Here is a 21,030-nt window from a genome sequence, read left to right on the forward strand (position 1 = left end):
GGCTATGTTCTCCATGAAGCAGGACGCTTCTGGGGGACAAGAACATGAGCGCCATCAAATCCGCGAGCTCGATCATCTTCGCCACGCCTATCGGATGGGCCATGATGGCGGTGGGCCTGATCGTGACGGTGCAGCTGGCTGGCGCCTGATCTGGACGCCTGCCCTGCACGCCAGACCGGCGGCCGGCGACATGCAGGCCACGTCGGGGCTTCGCCGAACGAATCACAACCAGACATGAAAAAGGCGGCGCATCAAGGATGCGCCGCCTGATGGCGATCAGGGCCAGACCCTGACGCGGAAGCGCCAGCCTGGCCGGCTCTCCAGCCCGGTTACTCGGCGGCCTGACGCGCCGGGTTGCTCTGGATGACGTCAAAACCCTCGAACTCCGGATGACCGGTGGTCATCGGGCCGTTGCCCGGCTGCGCGGCGCGCTGGTGCGATTTCTTGAACTGCTCGGACTGCGTCCAGGCGTCAAAATGCGCCTTCGACGCCCACAGCGTGTAGGATGAATAGAGGATGTGATCCTCTTTCTCCGGTCCGCGCAGCATGTGGAACTCGATGAAGCCATCCAGCTCATGCAGATAGGATTCGCGGTTGAGCCACACCTGCTCAAAATCTCCGGCCCTGTCCTTGAGGACCTTGAAACGGTTCATGCCAATGTACATCAGGCTCTCCTGCTCAGCCGACGGTCCTGATTCGCTTCACCGGTCTGATCCAGACCAGCCCGAAGCCGGACACGCGCGACCCCAACACATATTCTGACGCCGATCCTAGCAGAAAACGGCGCATGTCGCGTGCGAAAACCGGGCGCAGCCGCCCCGTTCCGCGCCTCAATGGGAGGCAAATTTGATCGTCAGCCCGGCCTTGGCCTGCATGCCGGCGCTGGACGTATAGTTCAGATACTGGGTGTAACGCTTGTCAAACAGGTTCTGCACAGACACGTCCGCCCGCACCCAGTCATTGAAGCTGTAAGAGGCGAACAGATCGACGAGACCGTAGCCAGGCGTCGCCAGATCCACCTGGTTCGGCGGCAGGTTGCGGCGGCTCTTGCCGAAGACGCCGGTGACGCGGCCGCCAACCGTCAGGCGGTTGTCGAGGAAGCGGAAACCGAGCGTGCCGGAGATCCGGTTCGGCGGCACGGATGCAAGGCCATAGCCGGTTTCCTGGTCCTTGCCGCGCACATAGGTTCCCGCAATGGTGGTGAAGCCCCAGCCCCAGTCATAGGCCGCTTCAAGCTCGGCGCCGGTGAGGCGGACCTTGGCGAAGTTCTGATACTGCTGGTCCGGCATCAGCGCGCACATGCGCCGCGCCTGGGCCGGGGGAAGCCGCGTGCACACGGAGTTGGGCATGCCGGGAATGAAGGCGACAAGGGTCGAGGTGTCGGCGTTGGTGAAGCCGATATAGTCGTCGATCTCGTTGCGGAACACCGTCGCCTTGGCGCGGAAAGTGTCGCCCGCCTTCAGCACGTCGTTGTACTTCAGGTTGACGCCGGCTTCGAGATTGTGCGCCACCTCGGGCCTGAGGTTCGGGTTGGGCAGCATCCGGAACGCCGGGAATGGATGATATCCCTCGATCAGCGTTTCGGTGATGGTGGGCGCGCGATAGGCCTCGGCGTAGGTGGCGTACAGTTCAAGGCCGGTGACGGGCGTCACGCCAATGGTGAACTTGGGCGATGCCCGGCCGCCGTCGCTGCCGGTTGTCGGGCTGGACAGTTCGTAGTGGTCGTAGCGCACGCCGCCGACCACGCGCAGCCAGCTGCTGTAGCGGACTTCGTCCTGAACGTAGACGCCGAAGAGGGTGCGGTCGCCGCCTGGAGTGAAGGCCGAGCCATAGCCGCCGGCGGTGTCCCAGGTGTGAACCTTGTCCCAGACGCCGTCGCCGCCATAGGTCAGGGTGTGGGACAGGGCGCCAGTCTGGAACTTCGATGTATTGAAGATGTCGAAGCCGGTGGTTTTCTGGTCATAGATGATGCGGCTCAGGCCTGGAACAGCGCCGAGCACGCCATATGTCCCGCTGGGCGAATTGGCCATGTAGCGCTGCGACATTGTCGTGTCGTTGGCGTAGACCTTCATGCTGAGGTCAACCAGCGGCGTCTCGGGGCTGCGGAAACGGTAGCCCAGGGTGTAGGCGCCGGTATTGAGCACGTTGTCAAAACGCGCGCCCTGGTTGCTGGAGCCGCTGTTGCTGAACTCATAGTTCTGGCGCAGGGCCGTCGCGGAGATCTCATGCCCCTCGGCCGGCCGGATGTTCACCTTGAACAGACCGCTGGCCACCTCGCTGCCGGTGTCGTTGATCACCGTGTCGGCGCCGTCCTTGTAGTTGTAGGTCTGGCGGGTGAGGAACTGGCCATAAACATCCGCGACGCCGCCGATCCTGGCGCCGACGGCGCTGCTGGACAGGAAGCCCGCGCCATTTGTCCCGAGCACCAGGCGCTGTTCCGCGCCGACCTTCTGGTCGGGCTTGAGCAGATCGTCAATGCCGCGCGTCTGGAACAGCACCACGCCGCCAATGGAGCCGGAGCCATAGATCGACGACACCGGACCGCGCGTCACGTCAACGCGGCTGACCAGCTCGGGATCAAGGTAGAACTGGCCATTGGCGTTGTGACCGCTGACGCCGTAGTTCTGGCGGGCGCCGTCAACCAGCACCGCCACGCGGCCAAAATCCTGCAAGCCGCGGATGTTGATCGACTGCGCCGGATCATTGGCGTTTTCCTGGCTCCATACGCCGGGAATCTCACGCAACACGTCGGAAATACGCGACGGATTGAACCGCTCGATCTCGTCGCGGTTGACAATGCTGACGCCGGCCAGCTGGTCGATGGCCTTCTGCTCGACACGGGTCGCCGTGACGGAAATTGTATCGAGTTTGATTTCGTCCGCGGTAGCGACCGTGATGGCCAGAAGTGACGCAGACAGAAACAGCGCCCCGCACGCACCTTTGCGCATCGCCCAGATCCCGAATGTTTGACAGTTACGGTTTCCGCCCGCGCTCTGCTAACCTTTGCAGCGGCGATCGGGCGACAACTCCTCTGCCCCTCCGTAAATTCAGGAAATACACGAGTCAAACACAATATTACTTCTAAATTATAATGATTTAAAACTGAGTTATTGATTTAGATCCATTCCATTTCCAAACTGGCTCATATTTCAGAATGAATCTAAATCAAGATCCCAGCAACCTTTGGCCGCACAACGGACCCGCGCGATCGCGCGCCAATCTCCGCATCAGGTCGCACACATGCGGAAACAGGTCATATCATACTGTTTTTTCTACTAAATTCACCAGAACCAAAGCCATGCGACGCGGACCTGGGACGGAGGACGGATCAGAATCTGACGCCCAACTGTGCAAAGTTTAACTGTAACTGTACGCGTCTTACCTGTATGGAAGCGCTGGAACGGATGGGGACCCGCGCACGCCGATGCAGATGCACCAGCGTTTCGCGGCGACGGGTTTCACACGAAATCTGGCGCGGACCCGGTCCCACCACATGTCAGGCTGCCAGCGCTTCACCTGCGGCGACGGCAAGTCCTGTCTTTCTGATTCGCGTAGCTCAGGAGCGTCGGCGATGGCCGCCAGCGCCGGAGCCTGCATCGGCGCCGGCCCGCCCGGCAACAACAAACGGGATGTCAGCCATGGCCGGCCAGACAAGGCGCGATATGATGCAACCGCCAGCGCAAGCAGGCGCCCTGCGCCTTACCCGACGTGGGTTGATGGGCGCTGCGCTTTCAGCAGCGCCTGTCATGCTCGCCGGGAAATCGGCGGCTATCGCGGCTGAAGGACCGGCGAAGCGGATTGTCGTGGCCGGCGGGGCCCTGACGGAAATCGCCTACGCGCTGGGGCAGGGCGACAGGATTGTCGGCGTCGACACCACCAGCACCTTCCCGGCGCAGGCGCAGAAGGACAAGGCCAGCATCGGTTATGTGCGGCAGCTTTCTCCCGAAGGCATCCTGTCGCTGCAACCGGACGTGCTGCTGCTGCAGGAAGGCGGCGGGCCGCCGGAGGCGCTGACCCTGGTGTCCCAGGCCGGCGTGCGCATCGTTCGCGCGCCCGAAGCCGCGACTGAGCAGGGCGTGCTTGAACGCATCGCGACCGTTGGCGTGGTCACGGGCGCCCAGGAGGCCGCCGGCAAGCTTCAACAGCAGGTGCGGGACAAATTCGCCGCCCTCGCGCAAAAGCGCAAAAAGATCACGAAGCCGGCGCGGGTAATGTTCATCCTCAGCCTGCAGAACGGCCGCCCGCTGGTTGGCGGCGCCGGCGCCAGCGCCGACGGCATGATCCGCCTTGCCGGCGGCGAGAACGTCGCCAGCGCTTTCCAGGGCTACAAACCGATGACCGACGAAGCGGTGATCGAGGCCGCGCCTGACGTCATCCTGATGATGAGCGGCGGCCCGCGCCAGCACGCCGCCGGCGACGTGTTCAAAACGCCGGCGCTGTCCGCCACACCGGCGGCGAAGACGCAACGGCTGGTCAGTCTGGACGGTCTCTATCTGCTGGGCTTTGGCCCGCGCGCGCCGGACGCGGCGCTGGAGGTGTTCAACGCGCTCTACCCCGAGTTGAAGGACGTCCGCTGAGCCGTCGCACAAAGGGCGTGAACGCGCGGCGCACGCCGGGGCCGCCCGAGGATTGAGCACCATGCAGGGAACCGGAACCGCGGCGTTCAGGCCGGGAGCGATGTTGCTGTTCATCACACTGGCGCTGCTGATGGCGGCGGTCGTCGTGGTGTCGCTGGGCGCGGGCGCCGTCGACATCAGCCCCCGGCGCGTGCTTGCCATTTTCGCTGCCGGCCTTGGCCTCACCGACCAGACGGCGACGCCACGCGAGGCGCTGGTGCTGTTTGACATCCGCGCGCCACGCACCTTGCTGGGTTTGCTGGCCGGAGCGGCGCTGGCGGTGTCGGGCGCGCTGATGCAGGGCCTGTTTCGCAATCCCCTCGCCGATCCCAGCCTTGTTGGCGTGTCATCCGGAGCGGCGCTGGCGGCGGCGACCTCGATCGTCGTCGGCGACCGGCTGATCGCCGCCTTCTGGCCGGCGGGAACCGCCCTGCCGTTCGCCATTCTGCCGGCGGCGGCGTTCCTTGGCGGCCTGGTCACCACCACAGTTCTGTATGTCATCGCCACGCGCCAGGGCCGCACCTCGGTCACCACCATGCTGCTGGCCGGCGTGGCGCTGGCGGCGCTGGCCGGCGCGCTCACCGGCCTGCTGGTTTATATGGCCGATGACCGGCAGCTGCGTGATCTCACCTTCTGGTCGCTCGGCAGCCTTGGCGGCGCCACCTGGACCAAGGTGGCGGCGGTGGCGCCTGCCGTGCTGCTGGTGATTGTCGCCGCGCCCGTGCTGGCGCGCGGCCTCAACGCCCTGCTGCTGGGTGAAGCCGAGGCCTATCACGTCGGCGTGGCCGTGCAGCGGCTGAAACGCCTCGCCATCCTGCTGACGGCGCTGGCGGTGGGCGTCGCGGTGGCGGCCTGCGGAGCCATCGGTTTTGTCGGCATCGTCGTGCCCCACGTCATCCGCCTGGCTTGCGGGCCGGACCACCGGGTGCTGCTGCCGGCCAGCGCGCTGCTGGGCGGGTCGCTGCTGGTGGGCGCCGATGTGCTGGCGCGGCTGCTGGTTTCGCCGTCCGAACTGCCGATCGGCATTCTCACCGCCGCGGTGGGCGCGCCGTTCTTTCTCTGGCTGCTGTTGCGCGGCGGCAGGGGGACGTTCGCATGAGCCTGCTCACGCTTTCCGCCGCCAGCTATGGCGTGCGCGGCAAAACCCTGCTCAACCAGGCCAGCATGACGCTGCGTCCCGGCCAGTTGACCGTTGCCATCGGCCCGAATGGCGCCGGCAAATCAACCCTGCTGCGCCTGTGCTGCGGCGAACTGGCGCCGACCGCCGGCCGCGTCCTGTGGGATGGCGCGGAGCTTGCCGGCATCCCGCCGTGGCGACTGGCGGCGTCGCGCGCGGTGCTGCCCCAGGCGTCGGGTCTCGGCTTTCCATTCACGGTGGCGGAGGTGGTCCGTCTCGGCATGGAGACGGTGGGCCGAAAGCTGCCGCGCGCCGCCGCCACGGCGATCATCGACAGCAGCCTGGCCAGCGCCGACGTGGACCATCTGACTGGCCGCAGCTATGAAACGCTGTCCGGCGGCGAGCGTCAGCGCGTGCACTTCGCCCGCGCCATCGCCCAGCTCGCGGCCGGCCGCGCCGCCACAAAGCGCGATGATCTGCCCCAGGCGCTGTTCCTGGACGAGCCCACCGCCAGCCTCGACATTCATCACCAGCTGCTGCTGATTCGCGAGGCGCGCCAGCTTGCCGACAGCGGCGTCGCGGTCTTCGCGGTGCTGCACGACCTCAGCCTGGCCTCATCCTGCGCCGACGCCATCCTGCTGATGCGCAACGGCGAGATCGTCGCCCAGGGCGCGCCGGATGTGGTGCTGACGCCGGATCGGGTGCGCCAGGTGTTTGGCGTCGAGACCGAGATTCTCCAGGCCCGGAACGGCGTTCCCACCTTCGCCTATCGCCTGCCATAACGACGGGCGCCGCCGGCGCGGCGTTGCAAAAATCGCTGGCAAGGCCGCCACGCCGCCTGTTTCACATCGCTTTTTCTGGACGGATCCGCGCGCGCGCCCTCGCCGGCAGTTCATGCTGGCGCCCGTGAACTTTGCAAAATTTGCACGATCGTCGGCGCATTTCCGCAATTCTTCGCAGAATAAGCCTTTCCGAGACGCCACAGGTTGCGGATATTGCAAACCGGTGTGAACAACAATCAGGCAACAAGGGTCGAGATGGGGAAGCGTATCAAGCGGCTGATGGTCGCCAACCGTTCTGAAATCGCCATCCGCGTTTTTCGCGCGGCGACGGAACTGGGCATCGAAACGGTGGCCATCTATGCGGAGGAGGACCGGCTGTCGCTGCACCGCTTCAAGGCGGACGAGGCCTACCGGGTCGGCGCCGGCAAAGGTCCGCTGCAGGCCTATCTCGACATTGATTCGATCATTGACATTGCCGTCAGGGCCCGGGTCGACGCCATCCATCCCGGCTATGGCTTCCTCTCGGAGAGCCCGGAGTTCGCCGAGGCCTGCGCCGCGGCGGGCATCATCTTCATCGGCCCCTCGCCCGACACCATGCGCCAGCTCGGCAACAAGGTGGCGGCGCGCAACCTGGCCGTATCGGTCAACGCGCCGGTGATGCCGGCCACCGATCCCCTGCCCGATGACGACGCCGAGGTGCTGCGCCTCGCCGCCGGCGTCGGCTATCCGGTGATGCTGAAGGCGAGTTGGGGCGGCGGCGGCCGCGGCATGCGGCCCATCGACAATGAATCCCAGTTGCTGGACGCGGTGGCTGCGGCGCGGCGCGAAGCGAAAGCGGCGTTCGGCAAGGACGAGGTGTACCTGGAAAAGCTGGTGCGCCGCGCCCGCCACGTCGAGGTGCAGTTGCTGGGCGACGCCCATGGCAATCTGGTGCACCTGTTCGAACGTGACTGCACCATCCAGCGCCGCCACCAGAAGGTGATCGAGCGCGCCCCGGCGCCCTATCTGGATGACGACGCCCGCGCCGGCCTGGCCGAGGCGGCGCTCGCCATTGGCCGAGCCGCCAACTATCGCGGCGCCGGCACCGTGGAGTTCCTGATGGACGCCGACACCGGCGCCTTCTACTTCATCGAGGTCAATCCGCGCATTCAGGTGGAGCACACGGTGACCGAGGTCGTCACCGGCCTCGACATCGTCAAGGCGCAGATCCGCATCGCCGAGGGCGGGCGCATTGGCGTGGTGGAAGAAACGGGGATTCCACCCCAGGAAAAAATCCGCCTCGCTGGCCACGCCATGCAGTGTCGCGTCACCACCGAGGATCCGGAGCGCGGCTTCGCGCCGGACTATGGTCGCATCACCGCCTATCGCGGCGCCTCAGGCTTCGGCGTGCGCGTCGACGGCGGCACCGCCTATTCCGGCGCCGTGGTCACGCCGTTCTACGACGCCATGCTGGAGAAGGTCACCGTCTGGGCGCCAAAGCCGGATGAGGTGATCGCCCGCATGGACCGCACGCTGCGCGAGTATCGCATTCGCGGCGTCGCCACCAACCTGCCGTTCCTTGAGGCGGTGCTGGCCCATCCCGATTTCCGGGCGATGAACTACACCACGCGGTTCATCGACAACACGCCCGAGCTGTTCAACCTGACGCCGCGCCGCGACCGCGCCACCAAGCTGCTGCGCTCCATCGCCGACGTCACCGTCAACGGCCACCCGGAGATGAAGGGTCGCAACGGCGTGGCCACCCACCTGCGCACGCCGGAAGCGCCGGCGTTCGACGGCGGCGTCCCGGACGGCGCGAAGCAGTTGCTCGACCGGCTGGGCCCGCGCGACTTCGGCCGCTGGATGCGCGAACAGAAGCGCGTGCTGATCACCGACACCACCATGCGCGACGCCCATCAGTCGCTGCTGGCGACGCGCATGCGCAGCGCCGACCTGCTGCCCGCCGCCAGCTCCTACGCCAGCGGTCTGCCGGGCCTGCTGTCGCTGGAATGCTGGGGCGGCGCCACCTTCGACGTGGCCATGCGCTTCCTCACCGAAGACCCTTGGGAGCGTCTCGCCGGCATCCGCCAGCAGGCGCCCAACCTGCTGCTGCAGATGCTGCTGCGCGGGGCCAATGGCGTCGGCTACACCAATTATCCCGATAACGTCGTGCGCCACTTCATCCGCCAGGCGGCGGACGGCGGCGTCGACCTGTTCCGCATTTTCGACTGCCTGAACTGGGTGGACAACATGCGCGTCGCCATCGACGCCGTGGCGGAGGCCGGCAAGATCGCCGAGGGCGCCATCTGCTACACCGGCGACGTGTTCGACCCGGACCGGGCCAAATATTCCCTCAACTATTACGCCGGCCTGGCGCGGGAGCTGGAAGCGGCGGGCTGCCATGTGCTGGCCATCAAGGACATGGCTGGCCTGCTGCGGCCGCCAGCGGCGCGGGCGCTGATCAAGGCGTTGCGCGACGTCACCGACCTGCCCATCCATTTGCACACGCACGACACCTCCGGCGCCGCCAGCGCCACGGTGATCGCGGCCATCGAGGCGGGCGTCGACGCGGTCGACCTCGCCACCGACGCCATGTCGGGCGCGACCTCGCAGCCCTGCCTCGGCTCGGTGGTTGAGGCGGTGCGCGGCACGGAGCGCGACGCGGGCCTCGACGCCGACGCCATCCGCCGCATCAGCTTCTACTGGGAGGGCGTGCGGGCGCTGTACGCGCCGTTCGAGAGCGACCTGCGCGCCGGCGCCTCCGAGGTCTATCTGCACGAGATGCCCGGCGGCCAGTTCACCAACCTGAAGGAGCAGGCGCGCTCGCTGGGGCTGGACACGCGCTGGCACGAGGTGGCGCGGGCCTATCGCGAGGCCAACGACCTGTTCGGCGATATCGTCAAGGTGACGCCGTCGTCCAAGGTGGTCGGCGACATGGCGCTGATGATGGTGGCCCAGGGGCTGACGCCAGCCGATGTGCTCGACCCGGAGCGTGAGATCGCCTTCCCCGCCTCGGTGGTGGAGATGCTGAAGGGCGATCTTGGCCAGCCAGTGGGCGGCTGGCCGGAAGCCCTGCAGAAAAAAGCCCTGCGCGGCCAGCAGCCCGTCACCGTGCGGCCAGCCTCGCTGCTGGGCGAGGCGGACCTGGAGGCGGCGCGCAGGCAGGCGGAAGCCGAGGTGGGCCGGCAGATCGACGATCAGGAGCTGGCCTCCTGGCTGATGTATCCGAAGGTGTTCGCCGACTACGCCCGGATGGCAGACGCTTACGGGCCGCTGTCGTCGCTGCCGACGCCGGTGTTCTTCAACGGCATGAAGGCCGGCGACGAGATCGTCGCCGAGATCGAGCCAGGCAAAACGCTGATCATCCTGCTCCAGGCCATTGGCGAGGCGGAGCCGGACGGGCACGTGAAGCTGTTCTTCGAGCTGAATGGCCAGCCGCGCGTCATCCGCGTCGCCGACCGCAGCCGCGTCGTCGCCACGGCGCGACGCAAGGCCGACGACGGCGACCCCAGCCACGTGGCGGCGCCGATGGCCGGCGCGGTGTCGTCCATCGCCGTGCGCAAGGGCCAGAAGGTCGAGGCCGGGGCACCGTTGCTGACCCTGGAGGCGATGAAGATGGAAACCACCCTCGCCGCCCCGCGCGCCGGCGTCGTCACCGACGTGGCCGTGGCCGTGCGCGACAATGTGGAGGCGCGCGACCTGCTGCTGCTGCTGGAGTAAGCGTCGACGCGAGGCGGCCCTGGCGCCGCCTCGCCATCAGGATCATGCAGGCGCCCGCGTCATCAATCACATCATGCCCGGACCTGTTCCGGGCATGATGTGTTTTTGGCCGACGGAGGGCGGGCCATCCGTTGCGGGGGCGTCGCTTCATGGGCGCCCCGGGGCCAGCCCGGGCATGGCGGCTGGGGGGTAGTTTGGCCGGGCAATGGCCCGGCGTCCTGCCTCTCACCGCGCCCGGCGCACGCCGGGCAGCACGTAGCGGCGCTCCAGCCAGCGGGCGGCGACGACCACCACCGAGACCAGCGCCAGATAGACCGCGCCGGCGACCAGATAGGCGTCGAGGAAACGGAAGCTGCGGATGGCGAGATCCTGCATCTGGGCGAAGAATTCCGCGTACTGGATCAGGAAGGCGATGGAGCTGTCCTTGAGGTTGAGGATGACCTGATTGGTCAGCGCCGGCACCGACAGGCGCATCACCTGCGGCAGGATCACCAGCTGGAAAACCTGCATGTCGCTGAAGCCCTGGGCGCGCGCCGCCTGCAATTCGTCCGGGTCGAGCCCGCGAAACGCCGTCATCAGATAGCGGGCGTTATAGGCCGCCACATTCAGGGTGAAGCCGATGACCGCCACGGTGAACGGCGTCAGCTTCGGCCCCCATTGCGGCAGGCCGTAGTACATCAGGAACAGCAGCACGATCAGCGGCGTGCCGATGAAGAAGGAGATATAGCCTTCCGTCAGGCGCCGGCGCAGGGGGCCGCCGCTGATCGCCAGGTAGAACACCACGACGCCGCCGACGAGGCCGGTGACGCTGATGACCGCCGCCAGCAGCAGGGTGTTGCCGAGGCCGGACAACACCTGCGGCCAGTACTCCAGCATCTGGGCAAGGAAAGAAATCATCGCTCAACGCTCCGGCGAACCGGCCGGCCCGGATGGGTCGACAGGCTGCGCCCCATCCATCGGCTGCGCCGGGCTGATTGGCTGCGCCGGACTGATTGGCTGCGCTGCTTGCGCCTGCTGCAACTCCTGATGGAAGAAGGCGCGGATGCGCGGATCGGCGTTGGGGCCGAACAGCTCGTCCACCTCGCCTTCGGCATGGATGCGGCCCTGATCGAGGAACATCACCCGGCCGCCGGCGGCGCGCGCCAGGTAAAGGTCGTGGGTGACGCACAGCATCGACACGCGCTCGTCGCGCAGCTGGTGCAGGATGTTCACCACCTCGCGCGACATCAGCGGGTCGAGCGCCGATGTCGGCTCGTCGAAGAACAGCACCGCCGGGTCCATGGCCAGGGCGCGGGCGATGGCGACGCGCTGCTTCTGGCCGCCGGAGAGCTGGGCGGGATATTTGTGGGCGTGCGCCTGCATGTCCATGCGGGCGAGCTGGCGCAGCGCCCGTTCATCGGCCTCCGCCGCGGGCATGCGGCGCAGGTGACGTAGCGCCAGGGTGACATTCTGCAACGCCGTCAGGTGGCGGTAGAGCGCGAAATTCTGGAAAACGAAGCCAATGCGCTGGCGCAACGCCCGCTCATCGACGTCTGGCCCCAGCACGTCGCGGCCCTCGAACACCACGCGTCCGCCATTGGGCATGGTCAGGCGGTTGAGGCAACGCAGCAGCGTCGACTTGCCCGAGCCAGACGGACCCATGATGACCTTCAGTTCGCCCTGGGCCAGGTCAAAGCTGACGCCGTCCAGAATCGTCCGCCCGTCATACTCCAACTTCAGGTCCTGGACCGACAGCAGCGTCATGGCGTTCTCATCCCGTCAGGCCAGGAATGCGCGTGCGCTTCTCCAGCGCCCAGACGCCCGTGACCAGGAGTTTGTAGATCAGGAAATAGATGATTCCCACCGCCAGATAGATCTCGACGCCACGCAGGGTGGTCGCCGACAGCGACATGGCTTCCTTCATCACGTCGGGGATGCCGACCGTGTAGGCGAAGGGCGAGTATTTCAGCACTGTGGTGAATTCGTTGATCATGCCCGGCACGGCGAAACGCAGCATCTGCGGGATCTCGATCAGTCGCAGGATCTGGAAGCGGCTGAGGCCCATGGCTTCCGCCGCCAGCACCTCGCTGGCGTCGACCGAATCGAAGGCGCCGCGAAACACCTCCGCCAGATAGGCGCCGGCGATCACGCCGAGGCTCAACATCATGGCGACCAGCGGCGGCACGCGCAGGCCGGCGTTGGGCAGGCCGAAGAACACGATGAACAGCAGCACCAGCACCGGCACGGCGCGAAAGATGAAAGTGAACGCGCCGAGCACGGCGCTGAGCCAGGACGCGCCCAGCCGGCTGAGCATGGCGACGCCGAGGCCAACGACGACGCCGGTGAGGCTGCAGGCCACCGTCACCATGATGGTGTAGCCAACGCCGCCAGTGAGCTGGAGCAGGATTTGCAGGAAGCTCATGCAGCGGACCTGCAATATGCCGGCAAGGTCAGCCCGGCGCCTGCGTCGGCGACGCCGCCGGCTCTCATCAGGGAGGCTGCAGATGCGTGCATGGGGGAACCATTCGTCCAGTTCCGCATGAACGCGACAGGCCCCATGCGTTTTCAGGGTAAATGGAACACTGCCCGCGTTAAGAAACCGTTTGCCTTGTGCGCCCCGCACACAGCGTTCGCGTCTGGACGCCCCGATCGGAACGGCCGCCAGGGCAGGCTGAAACCGCGCCCGGCCTTCCATTTCCTGAGCGAATTCTGGCCGGGCCGGGGATTCCATCCGGCCGGAAGGCGCTCTGGCGAATGGCCGGCTTCAGGCGGACTTCATGTCGCCGATGATCTGCCGCAGCAGGGCCATGGCCGCTGGCGGCAAAAGGCGGCCCTGACGGGTAATCAGATGCGAGCGTCCGCGATGCAGCAGGGCGTTCTTCATCGGCAGGAACGACACCCGTTCCCGGTCGCCCGGCGACATGGAGAGCCGCGACACCAGCGAATAGCCCAGCCCCCCCAGCACGAACTGCCCCAGCGCCTCGAAGGACGCGGTCGTGAACGCCACGTTGAGGCGCACCGCTTCGCTGACTTCCGCCGCCTGGATGTGCTGGCGCAGGCCGAAGCTGGGGTGCAGCATGGCGCCCGGCCACGGCGCCAGATCCGCCAGCAGCAACGGCCGGTTCAGGCTGGCCAGCGGGTGCGAGCGCAGCGTCATGGTCTGGATCGGATTCGAGAACGCGTGATGCGAACGTAGCCGGCCATCATTCGGCGGATGGAACATCAACCCGATATGAACGCGCTCATCAATGACCTCGCGAACGATCTCGTCCGTGCTGCCGATGTTCAGATTAACCGATATTTGCGGGTGCTGCTGCATGAAACGCCGCAGGCTGCCGCGCATCAGCCAGCGCACGTAGCCCTCGCCCGTCATAATGTCGACATGCCCGCTCGCCACTTTGCGAATGCTGTCCATCTGGGCGAGCAGGCCCTGCTTCTCGCTGATTTGCCGGCGCAGGAAATCCGCCAGCAGCCGGCCGGCGTCCGTCGCCGCCACGCCGCGCCCCTTGCGCTCGATGAGCGCGACGCCGCACTCCTGCTCCAGTTGGCTGACAGCGCGGCTGACCGCAGAGGGATCCATGCCGAGCGCGCTGGCCGCCCCGCGCACGGAGCCGCTGTCGAGAACCTGCAGGAAATAGTGCGTCCGCCGTGATTCGAGCCTGGCGTCCATGACGGAAGAGCCTGGTTAATGTTGCATTAATTGCAACATAATCCGACATCCATTGTCATTGATGCAAGGCCATCTTTCTCTGAATCTGAAATCGGGACTTACTGCGGCCATGCTTTCCGCTGGGCCTGCAGCATCAAGCGCGGGATTTCAGAGACATGACGACGACGCCTGTCACCGCCGCTCCGGCAGATGTTCCAGCGGAGCGGGATTTCTTCAGCAAGGGCAAGATCTTTATTGCAGTGCTCATCGTTGTCGCCCTGGCGGAAACGATCGGCGTCGTGAAGTTCAAACTGGGCCCCGGCGTTGTGCTGCTGCAGCCCATGGTGTGGGCGCTGCTGCTCGCCGCCGCCTGGGGCGTGGCCTGGCGTTACCTGCCGGCGCCCCTGCGCATCGGAACCAGCCTCCAGGGCTACGCCGGCCAGTTGCTGAACGCTGGCCTGCTGCTGTTCATCGTCAAGATGGCCTTCACCGTCGGCGGCGCCCTGCCCGCCGTGCGTCAGGCCGGCTGGGCGCTGCTGTTCCAGGAACTTGGCCACAGTTTCGGCACCCTGGTGCTCGGCCTGCCGCTCGCCCTGCTGCTCGGCGTCAAGCGTGAGGCGGTCGGCGCCACCTTCTCGATTGGCCGCGAAGGCAATCTGGTGATCATCGGCGACAAATACGGCATGGCTTCGCCGGAAGGCCGCGGCGTGCTGGCGGAATACATCACCGGCACCGTGCTGGGCGCCCTGTTCATCGCCCTGCTGGCCGGCTTCATCACCAGCCTCAACATCTTCGATCCCCGTTCCCTCGCCATGGGCGCCGGCGTCGGATCCGGCAGCATGATGGCCGCCGCCATCGGCGCCATTTCGGCCCAGTATCCGGCCACGATGACCAAGGAACTGCACGCCATCGCCTCGGCGGCGAACCTGATGACCGCGGTCATGGGCTTCTACGTGGCGCTGTTCGTCACCCTGCCGGTGTGTTCGTGGTTGTATGACAGGCTGGAGCCGGTGCTTGGCCGGTTCTCGAAATTCCAGTCCGACAAGGTCGGCCCGACGGTCAGCGCCGCTGACGTGGACCTGAAGCCGGCGCCGTTCGGCCTGCAGGACAGGATCCTGGCCTGGCTGGTCGTGGCTGGCGGCGTGCTCATCGGCAACACCATCACCTACAAGGTTCCGGTCGGCGCGTCGCTGATTGGCCTGGCCATCGTGCTGGTGGTCATCTTCCTGGTCGAGCTGGTCGCACGTTTGCTGCCCAAGGTGCCGCACATCATCCTGATGGTGGTGCTGACCACGCCGCTCGGCATTCCTGGCGTGCTGCCGTTCTCCCACATCCTGGTAGAGAACACCGAGAAGCTGAACTTCATGGCGTTCACTACCCCGGTTCTGGCGCTGGCCGGCTACTCCGTCGCCAAGGACCTGCCGATCTTCCGGCAGTTGAGCTGGCGCATTGTCGTGGTGTCGCTGACCGCCGCCGCCGGCACCTTCCTCGGCGCGACGGTGGTGGCCGAGTTCTTCCACTGAACATCGAAATCTCCGGGCGGGACCAGTTGTAGCCCGCCCGAAGGCAGCCGCATCCCACGCGCGCGGGATTACCGATAAGATAGCCGGAGTTTCCGCGGTTCGCGCCAGATCGAACCGTTTCGCGCGCCGGCCCCGCCGCCCAGGCCGATGTTTGCAGGCAGGCGCTTCCGCCCCGCATACACAAAAGGACCAGACATGTCCCAGGACATCAGGATCGCCGACGATATCCGAGCCCGCATGCTTGCGTGGCGGCATGACCTGCACGCCAATCCCGAGACCGCCTTCGAGGAACACCGCACCTCCCAGGTCGTCGCGGACGCGCTGGAGGAGATGCAGATCCCCGTGCATCGCGGCCTTGGCGGCACTGGCGTCGTCGGCACGTTGAGGAACGGCGAAGGACCATCCATCGCCCTGCGCGCCGACATGGACGCACTTGATCTTGAGGAGCTGGGCGATCCGGCCTGGAAATCGCTGAAGCCCGGCAAGATGCACGGTTGCGGCCACGACGGCCACACCTCGATGCTGCTGGGCGCGGCGCACCATCTGGCCCGCACCCGCGCCTTCAGGGGCACGGTCCACTTCGTTTTCCAGCCGGCCGAAGAAAACGAGGGCGGCGGCAAGAAGATGGTCGAGGACGGGCTGTTCGAGAAATTCCCGGCCGACGCCGTCTACGGCATGCACAATATCCCGCAGATCCCGCGCGGCCTGTTCGCCGTGCGCGAGGGCGTCGCCACCGCCTTCCTCGACCGTTTCGAGATCCGCCTCACCGGCAAGGGCAGCCACGCCGCCGCGCCTGAGACCGGCATCGACGCCATCGTCATCGCCGCGAACCTGATCAACGCCCTGCAAACCATCGTCAGCCGCCGGATCGGCGCCATCGATTCAGCCGTCGTCACGGTCACCCAGATCCACGGCGGCGACACCTGGAACGTCATTCCCGAAAACGTGGTGCTGCGCGGCACCGTGCGCACGCTCGACGCCGCCATTCAGGATCGCGTTGAGGAAGCCATGAACGAGATCTGCGCCGGCGTCGGCCAGACCCATGGCGCGCGCATCGACATGACCTACATGCGGGGCTATCCCGGCGTGGTGAACACCGCTGACGAAACCGCCGCCGCCGCGAGCGCCGCAGCGGCGCTGGTTGGCGAGGACAAGGTGCTCACCAACATCAAGCCGTCGATGGGTTCGGAAGACTTCTCCTTCATGCTGCAGAAGCGTCCTGGCGCCTACATCTGCATCGGCGCCGGCGAAACCGGATCCGATCCGGCGCTGCACAATCCCTATTACGACTTCAACGACGCGATCCTGCCGATGGGCGCCGCCTTCTGGGTGCAGCTCGTGCAGCAGCAGCTTCCGGCCGGCTGATGCTGTCGGTCTTCGACATCTTCAAGATCGGCGTTGGCCCGTCGAGCTCGCACACGGTGGGGCCCATGCGCGCCGCCAGGCTGTTCGTGGAGATGCTGGACCGTGACGACCTGCTGTCCCGCGCCGGACGGGTTCAGGTCTGCCTTTACGGCTCGCTCGGCGCCACCGGGCGCGGCCACGCCACCGACATCGGCGCCATGCTGGGGCTGTGCGGCGAGGCGCCGGATACGGTCGATCCGGCGCGGGTCAGGTCGCTGATCGCCGACATCCGCCAGAGCGGCAGCCTGCCGCTCGGCGGCGTCCGCGACATCGCTTTCGAACGCCAGCGCGACATCGTGTTTCTGGGCGAGCAGTCACTGCCGGAGCACCCGAACGCCATGCGCCTCGTCGCCACGGACGCCCATGGAGAGGTGCTTGCGGATCGCTGCTATTTCTCCATCGGCGGCGGCTTCGTCGTCGAAGGCGGCGACGATGGCCCGGCAGGGAAGCCGCCGTCCGCCGGAGACTGGCCCTATCCGTTCCACAGCGCGACCGATCTGCTGGCCCAGACGCGCGCCAGCGGCCTGAGCATCGCCGGCGTCATGCTGGCCAATGAAGGCGTCTGGCGCACTGAAACGCAGGCGCGCGACAGCCTGCTGCACGTCTGGCGCGTCATGCAGGCTTGCGTGCGGCGCGGCTTCGGCCTTGATGACAATGACGGCGGCGAGCCGCTCAATCCCCATTTGCCCGGCCCCTTCCGGGTGCGCCGCCGGGCGCCGGCGCTTTATCGCGAACTGACGGCGCGCGAACGGCTCATGGGCGGTCCGGCGGCGGGCGACGATCCGCTGGCGGCGATGGACTGGGTGAACGCCTTCGCCATGGCGGTGAACGAGGAAAACGCCGCCGGCGGCCGCGTCGTCACGGCGCCGACCAATGGCGCCGCCGGCATTATTCCGGCCGTGCTGCACTATCACGACAAATTTTCTGGCGGCGCCACGGACGATCAGGTTGTCGAGTATCTGCTGACGGCGGCGGCGATCGGCCTGCTTTACAAGGCAAACGCCTCGATTTCGGGGGCCGAGGTTGGTTGCCAGGGAGAAGTCGGGGTGGCCTGTTCCATGGCCGCCGGAGCCCTCGCCGCCATTCTGGGCGGCACGCCCGAGCAGATCGAGAACGCCGCGGAAATCGGCATGGAGCACAATCTGGGTCTGACCTGCGATCCCGTCGGCGGGCTGGTGCAAATTCCCTGCATCGAACGCAACGCCATGGGCTCGGTGAAGGCGATCAACGCCGCCCGCATGGCCCTGCGCGGCGACGGCGCCCACCATGTCTCCCTCGACGCGGTGATCCGCACCATGAAACAGACCGGCGAGGACATGAAGTCCACCTACAAGGAAACCTCGCTCGGCGGCCTCGCGGTCAACGTGGTCGAATGCTGAGAGCGCGATTCCGCCGCATGGCGGCGAGATTGCGCCCTTCCCCTGTTTTCCATCGCGCACAGCTGGGCGAAAACTTGCTCCCAGACCCGCGCCAACAGAAGCGGTTTTTGTAATCCAGATCATCGAGGAAATATTTTTATTATTTTATTTCAAATACTTGCCTAACACCTCCAACCGCCTGCACCCTCACGTCCGGAATATGGACATTCCCGTGGGCAGCCGGCCAGCCGCGTCGCCCGCGCCAGATGGAGCATGGCGATGGGCAGGCATGGCGAACGCATCAGACTGGGCGCGTTCCATTACATTTCAGGACACCACGTCGCCGCGTGGCGCCATCCGGACGCGGCGCGCGACGACAGGCTTGAGGACTATGTCCGCTTCGCCCGGCTGGCCGAGGAGGCCAGATTCGACGCGGTGTTCCTCGCCGACAGCGTCGACGTGCGGCTGCTGCATCCCGATGGCGCGGCGCGCAAGGCCCATACGGGCGTCACCCTGTTTGAACCGCTGACCGTACTCTCGGCCCTGGCGGCGGTCACCAGCCGCATCGGCCTCATCGGCACGGCTTCGACCACGTTCAGCGATCCGTTCAATCTCGCCCGCCAGTTCGCATCGCTCGACCACATCAGCGGCGGTCGCGCCGGCTGGAATCTCGTGACCTCGAACGATCCGGAGGCGGCGCTCAACTTCGGCCACGCCGAACCCGTGCCGCATGCCCGCCGCTACCAGCGCGCCGAAGAGTTCGCTGACGTCGTGCGCGGGCTCTGGGACAGCTTCGGGGACGACGCCTTTCCGCGCGACCGGGAGAGCGGCGTCTATGTCGATCTGGAGAAGATGCACGTTCTCGATCATGAGGGCGCGCATTTCCGCGTGAGAGGGCCGCTGAACGTTCCGCGCCCTCCGCAAGGCCATCCAGTGGTCGTGCAGGCGGGATCATCCGAACCTGGCAAGGAGCTGGCGGCGCGCACGGCGGAAGTGATCTTCACGGCCCAGCAGACCCTGGCCGAGGCCCAGGCGTTCTACGCCGACGTCAAGGGCCGGCTGGTCCGCCACGGCCGGGCGCCAGAGCATCTGAAGATCATGCCGGGCGTCTTTCCGGTCGTTGGGCGCACCCGCGCTGAAGCCCAGGCCAAATTCGATCAACTGCAGGCGCTGCTTCAGCCGGAAGTCGGCTTTGAGCTGCTGCGCGTGCAGCTTGGCGTCGACCTGCGCGGGTCCGATCCCGACGGCCCGTTGCCGGACCTGCCGGCGACATTGGCCAGCCAGAGCCGCCAGGCGCTGGTGGCCGACCTGGCGCGCCGTGAAAACCTCACGATCCGCCAGCTCTACGAGCGCATCGCCGGCGCGCGCGGCCACTGGCAACTGGTGGGAACCGCCGCCGACATCGCCGACCAGCTTGAAGAGCGTTTCGTCAACTACGGCGCCGATGGCTTCAACATCATGGCGCCGACGCTGCCTGGCGGCCTGATCGATTTCATTGAAGGCGTCGTGCCCGAGTTGCGCCGCCGCGACCTGTTCCGGACCGAATACGAAGGCCGGACCCTTCGCGAAAACCTCGGGCTGAAACGGCCCGAAAACCAGTTCGCCCGCTCCCGCCGCCAGGCGGCGGAATGACCCGTTCACCGGGCGCTTCGCCCCTGACAGGCCCTCTCATGTCCCAGCTTGCCCATGCTTCCCTCCATTCGCTTGAAACCGTGAAGCCGGACTTCAGCGACCTGTTCGCCTGGATCCGCGCCGGCGCCGCCGACCGCGACCATGGCCGCATCCTGCCCTTCGACGTCATCCGCCGGATCCGCGAAAGCCGTCTTGGCGCCCTGCGCCTGCCGCGCGCCAGCGGCGGCTTCGGGGCCAGCAGCCGCGAACTGTTCCGCGTCGTGCTTGATCTGGCGGCGGCGGACCCGAACGTCGCCCATATCCTGCGCAATCACCTGTCGTTCGTTGACCGCTTCGCCCTTCCGGCCGGAGCGCGGGGCGCCGCCCTGAAATGGCTGCCGGATATCGCCGCCGGCGCCATTGTCGGCCTGGCCATGACGGAACAGGGCGCCGGCAAGGTCGGCGGCGGCGTCAGCACCTACGCCACCACGCTGACGCCGGATGGCGACGGCTTCCGCCTCAACGGGCGCAAGTTCTACAGCACGGGCGCGCTGTTCTCCGACATCCTGCTGGTGCGCGCCGCCGGACCGGACGGCCGCAACCTTTCGGTGCTGCTGCCAACCCGTCGTGAAGGCGTCGAACTGGTTGATGACTGGGATGGCGCGGGCCAGCGGCTCACCGGCTCGGGCACCACCGTGCTGCACAATGTCCGCATTGAAGCCGGTGAGGTTCTGCCGGACGAGCCGGGCTCCGGCTTTGGCCTGCCATACAGCAACACCCTCGCCCAGCTGCTGGTGACGGCCATTGTCGCCGGCATCCTGCGCAACGTGGCGGCTGACGCCGGCGACCTGGTGCGCAGCCGGCGTGACCGCAACTTCTATTACTCCAGCGCCGAACGGCCGGAGGACGATCCGCTGCTGCAGGAGATCGTCGGACGCATTGGCGCCGACGCATGGACCGCCGAGACCCTGATTCTGGCCGCCGCCGACGCCCATGACGCACTCTCCACCGCCCGTGCGCGGGGGGAACCGGATGAGGAGCTGGCGCACCACGCCGCCGTGCTGACGGCGCGCGCCAAGCTGGTCGTGGACGAACTGACCCTGCGCAGCGCCACCCGCCTGTTTGACGTGGGCGGCGCCTCCGCCACCCAGCGCGCCAAAAATCTCGACCGGCACTGGCGCAACGCCCGCACCCTGGCCTCCCACAATCCCGGAACGCTGAAGGCCCAGGCGCTTGGCGCGTGGGAGCTGACGGGAACGCCCTTGCCGAAACTCGGCTTCTTCTGATCGCCC

General features: G+C 66.6%; 15 protein-coding genes. 9 read left to right on the forward strand and 6 right to left on the reverse strand.

Going from position 1 to position 21,030, the window contains the following annotated elements; all coding sequences use genetic code 11:
• Window positions 1-329: 329 nt before the first annotated feature.
• The gene (gene hmuQ, locus IE243_RS05540; RefSeq protein WP_191318359.1) at window positions 330-665 is read right to left on the reverse strand and encodes a heme-degrading protein HmuQ; all 336 of its coding nucleotides are present in this window, start codon (window positions 663-665) and stop codon (window positions 330-332) included.
• A 165-nt stretch (window positions 666-830) separates the two neighbouring features.
• The gene (locus IE243_RS05545; protein ID WP_191318360.1) at window positions 831-2,948 is read right to left on the reverse strand and encodes a TonB-dependent hemoglobin/transferrin/lactoferrin family receptor; all 2,118 of its coding nucleotides are present in this window, start codon (window positions 2,946-2,948) and stop codon (window positions 831-833) included.
• A 798-nt stretch (window positions 2,949-3,746) separates the two neighbouring features.
• Between IE243_RS05545 and IE243_RS05550 the strand changes: the two genes are divergently transcribed.
• From IE243_RS05550 to pyc, 4 genes are all read left to right on the forward strand, one after another.
• On the forward strand, window positions 3,747-4,577 hold the full coding sequence (locus IE243_RS05550) for a heme/hemin ABC transporter substrate-binding protein (RefSeq protein WP_244642815.1): 831 nt from the start codon (window positions 3,747-3,749) through the stop codon (window positions 4,575-4,577).
• Between the two features lie 61 nt (window positions 4,578-4,638).
• Window positions 4,639-5,715, forward strand: coding sequence for a FecCD family ABC transporter permease (locus IE243_RS05555; RefSeq protein ID WP_191318361.1), 1,077 nt, complete (start codon window positions 4,639-4,641; stop codon window positions 5,713-5,715).
• Window positions 5,712-6,515 carry a heme ABC transporter ATP-binding protein gene (locus tag IE243_RS05560; RefSeq protein ID WP_191318362.1) on the forward strand — a complete coding sequence of 268 codons (804 nt, stop codon included), beginning with the start codon at window positions 5,712-5,714 and terminating at the stop codon, window positions 6,513-6,515. The genes IE243_RS05555 and IE243_RS05560 overlap by 4 nt, the downstream gene beginning before the upstream one ends.
• Before the next feature lie 255 nt (window positions 6,516-6,770).
• On the forward strand, window positions 6,771-10,214 hold the full coding sequence (gene pyc / locus IE243_RS05565; protein ID WP_191318633.1) for a pyruvate carboxylase: 3,444 nt from the start codon (window positions 6,771-6,773) through the stop codon (window positions 10,212-10,214).
• Window positions 10,215-10,439: 225 nt separating this feature from the next.
• On the opposite strand, the gene IE243_RS05570 is transcribed toward pyc, so the two are convergent.
• The 4 genes from IE243_RS05570 to IE243_RS05585 form a co-directional block, all read right to left on the reverse strand.
• The gene (locus IE243_RS05570) at window positions 10,440-11,111 is read right to left on the reverse strand and encodes an amino acid ABC transporter permease (protein WP_191318363.1); all 672 of its coding nucleotides are present in this window, start codon (window positions 11,109-11,111) and stop codon (window positions 10,440-10,442) included.
• Window positions 11,112-11,114: 3 nt separating this feature from the next.
• Window positions 11,115-11,957 carry an amino acid ABC transporter ATP-binding protein gene (locus IE243_RS05575; protein ID WP_191318364.1) on the reverse strand — a complete coding sequence of 281 codons (843 nt, stop codon included), beginning with the start codon at window positions 11,955-11,957 and terminating at the stop codon, window positions 11,115-11,117.
• A 7-nt stretch (window positions 11,958-11,964) separates the two neighbouring features.
• Window positions 11,965-12,615, reverse strand: a complete 651-nt coding sequence (locus tag IE243_RS05580) for an amino acid ABC transporter permease (RefSeq protein ID WP_191318365.1) — start codon at window positions 12,613-12,615, stop codon at window positions 11,965-11,967.
• Window positions 12,616-12,957: 342 nt separating this feature from the next.
• Window positions 12,958-13,863 (reverse strand): LysR family transcriptional regulator, encoded by a 906-nt coding sequence (locus tag IE243_RS05585; RefSeq protein ID WP_191318366.1) that lies wholly within the window; start codon window positions 13,861-13,863, stop codon window positions 12,958-12,960.
• Window positions 13,864-14,018: 155 nt separating this feature from the next.
• Here IE243_RS05585 and IE243_RS05590 point away from each other — a divergent pair, with 155 nt between their 5' ends.
• The 5 genes from IE243_RS05590 (at window position 14,019) to IE243_RS05610 (ending at window position 21,024) form a co-directional block, all read left to right on the forward strand.
• Window positions 14,019-15,365, forward strand: a complete 1,347-nt coding sequence (locus tag IE243_RS05590; RefSeq protein WP_191318367.1) for a DUF3100 domain-containing protein — start codon at window positions 14,019-14,021, stop codon at window positions 15,363-15,365.
• Window positions 15,366-15,560: 195 nt separating this feature from the next.
• On the forward strand, window positions 15,561-16,730 hold the full coding sequence (locus tag IE243_RS05595) for a M20 aminoacylase family protein (protein WP_191318368.1): 1,170 nt from the start codon (window positions 15,561-15,563) through the stop codon (window positions 16,728-16,730).
• Window positions 16,730-18,148 carry an L-serine ammonia-lyase gene (locus tag IE243_RS05600; protein ID WP_210319804.1) on the forward strand — a complete coding sequence of 473 codons (1,419 nt, stop codon included), beginning with the start codon at window positions 16,730-16,732 and terminating at the stop codon, window positions 18,146-18,148. The genes IE243_RS05595 and IE243_RS05600 overlap by 1 nt, the downstream gene beginning before the upstream one ends.
• A 258-nt stretch (window positions 18,149-18,406) precedes the next feature.
• Complete coding sequence (locus IE243_RS05605; protein ID WP_191318369.1) at window positions 18,407-19,759, forward strand: LLM class flavin-dependent oxidoreductase; 1,353 nt, start codon at window positions 18,407-18,409, stop codon at window positions 19,757-19,759.
• Entirely contained in the window at window positions 19,756-21,024 is a 1,269-nt protein-coding gene (locus tag IE243_RS05610; RefSeq protein WP_244642818.1) for an acyl-CoA dehydrogenase family protein, read from the forward strand. The genes IE243_RS05605 and IE243_RS05610 overlap by 4 nt, the downstream gene beginning before the upstream one ends.
• Window positions 21,025-21,030 lie beyond the last annotated feature (6 nt).

The organism is Camelimonas fluminis, from assembly GCF_014656355.1.
Taxonomy (GTDB): Bacteria; Pseudomonadota; Alphaproteobacteria; order Rhizobiales; family Beijerinckiaceae; genus Camelimonas; species Camelimonas fluminis.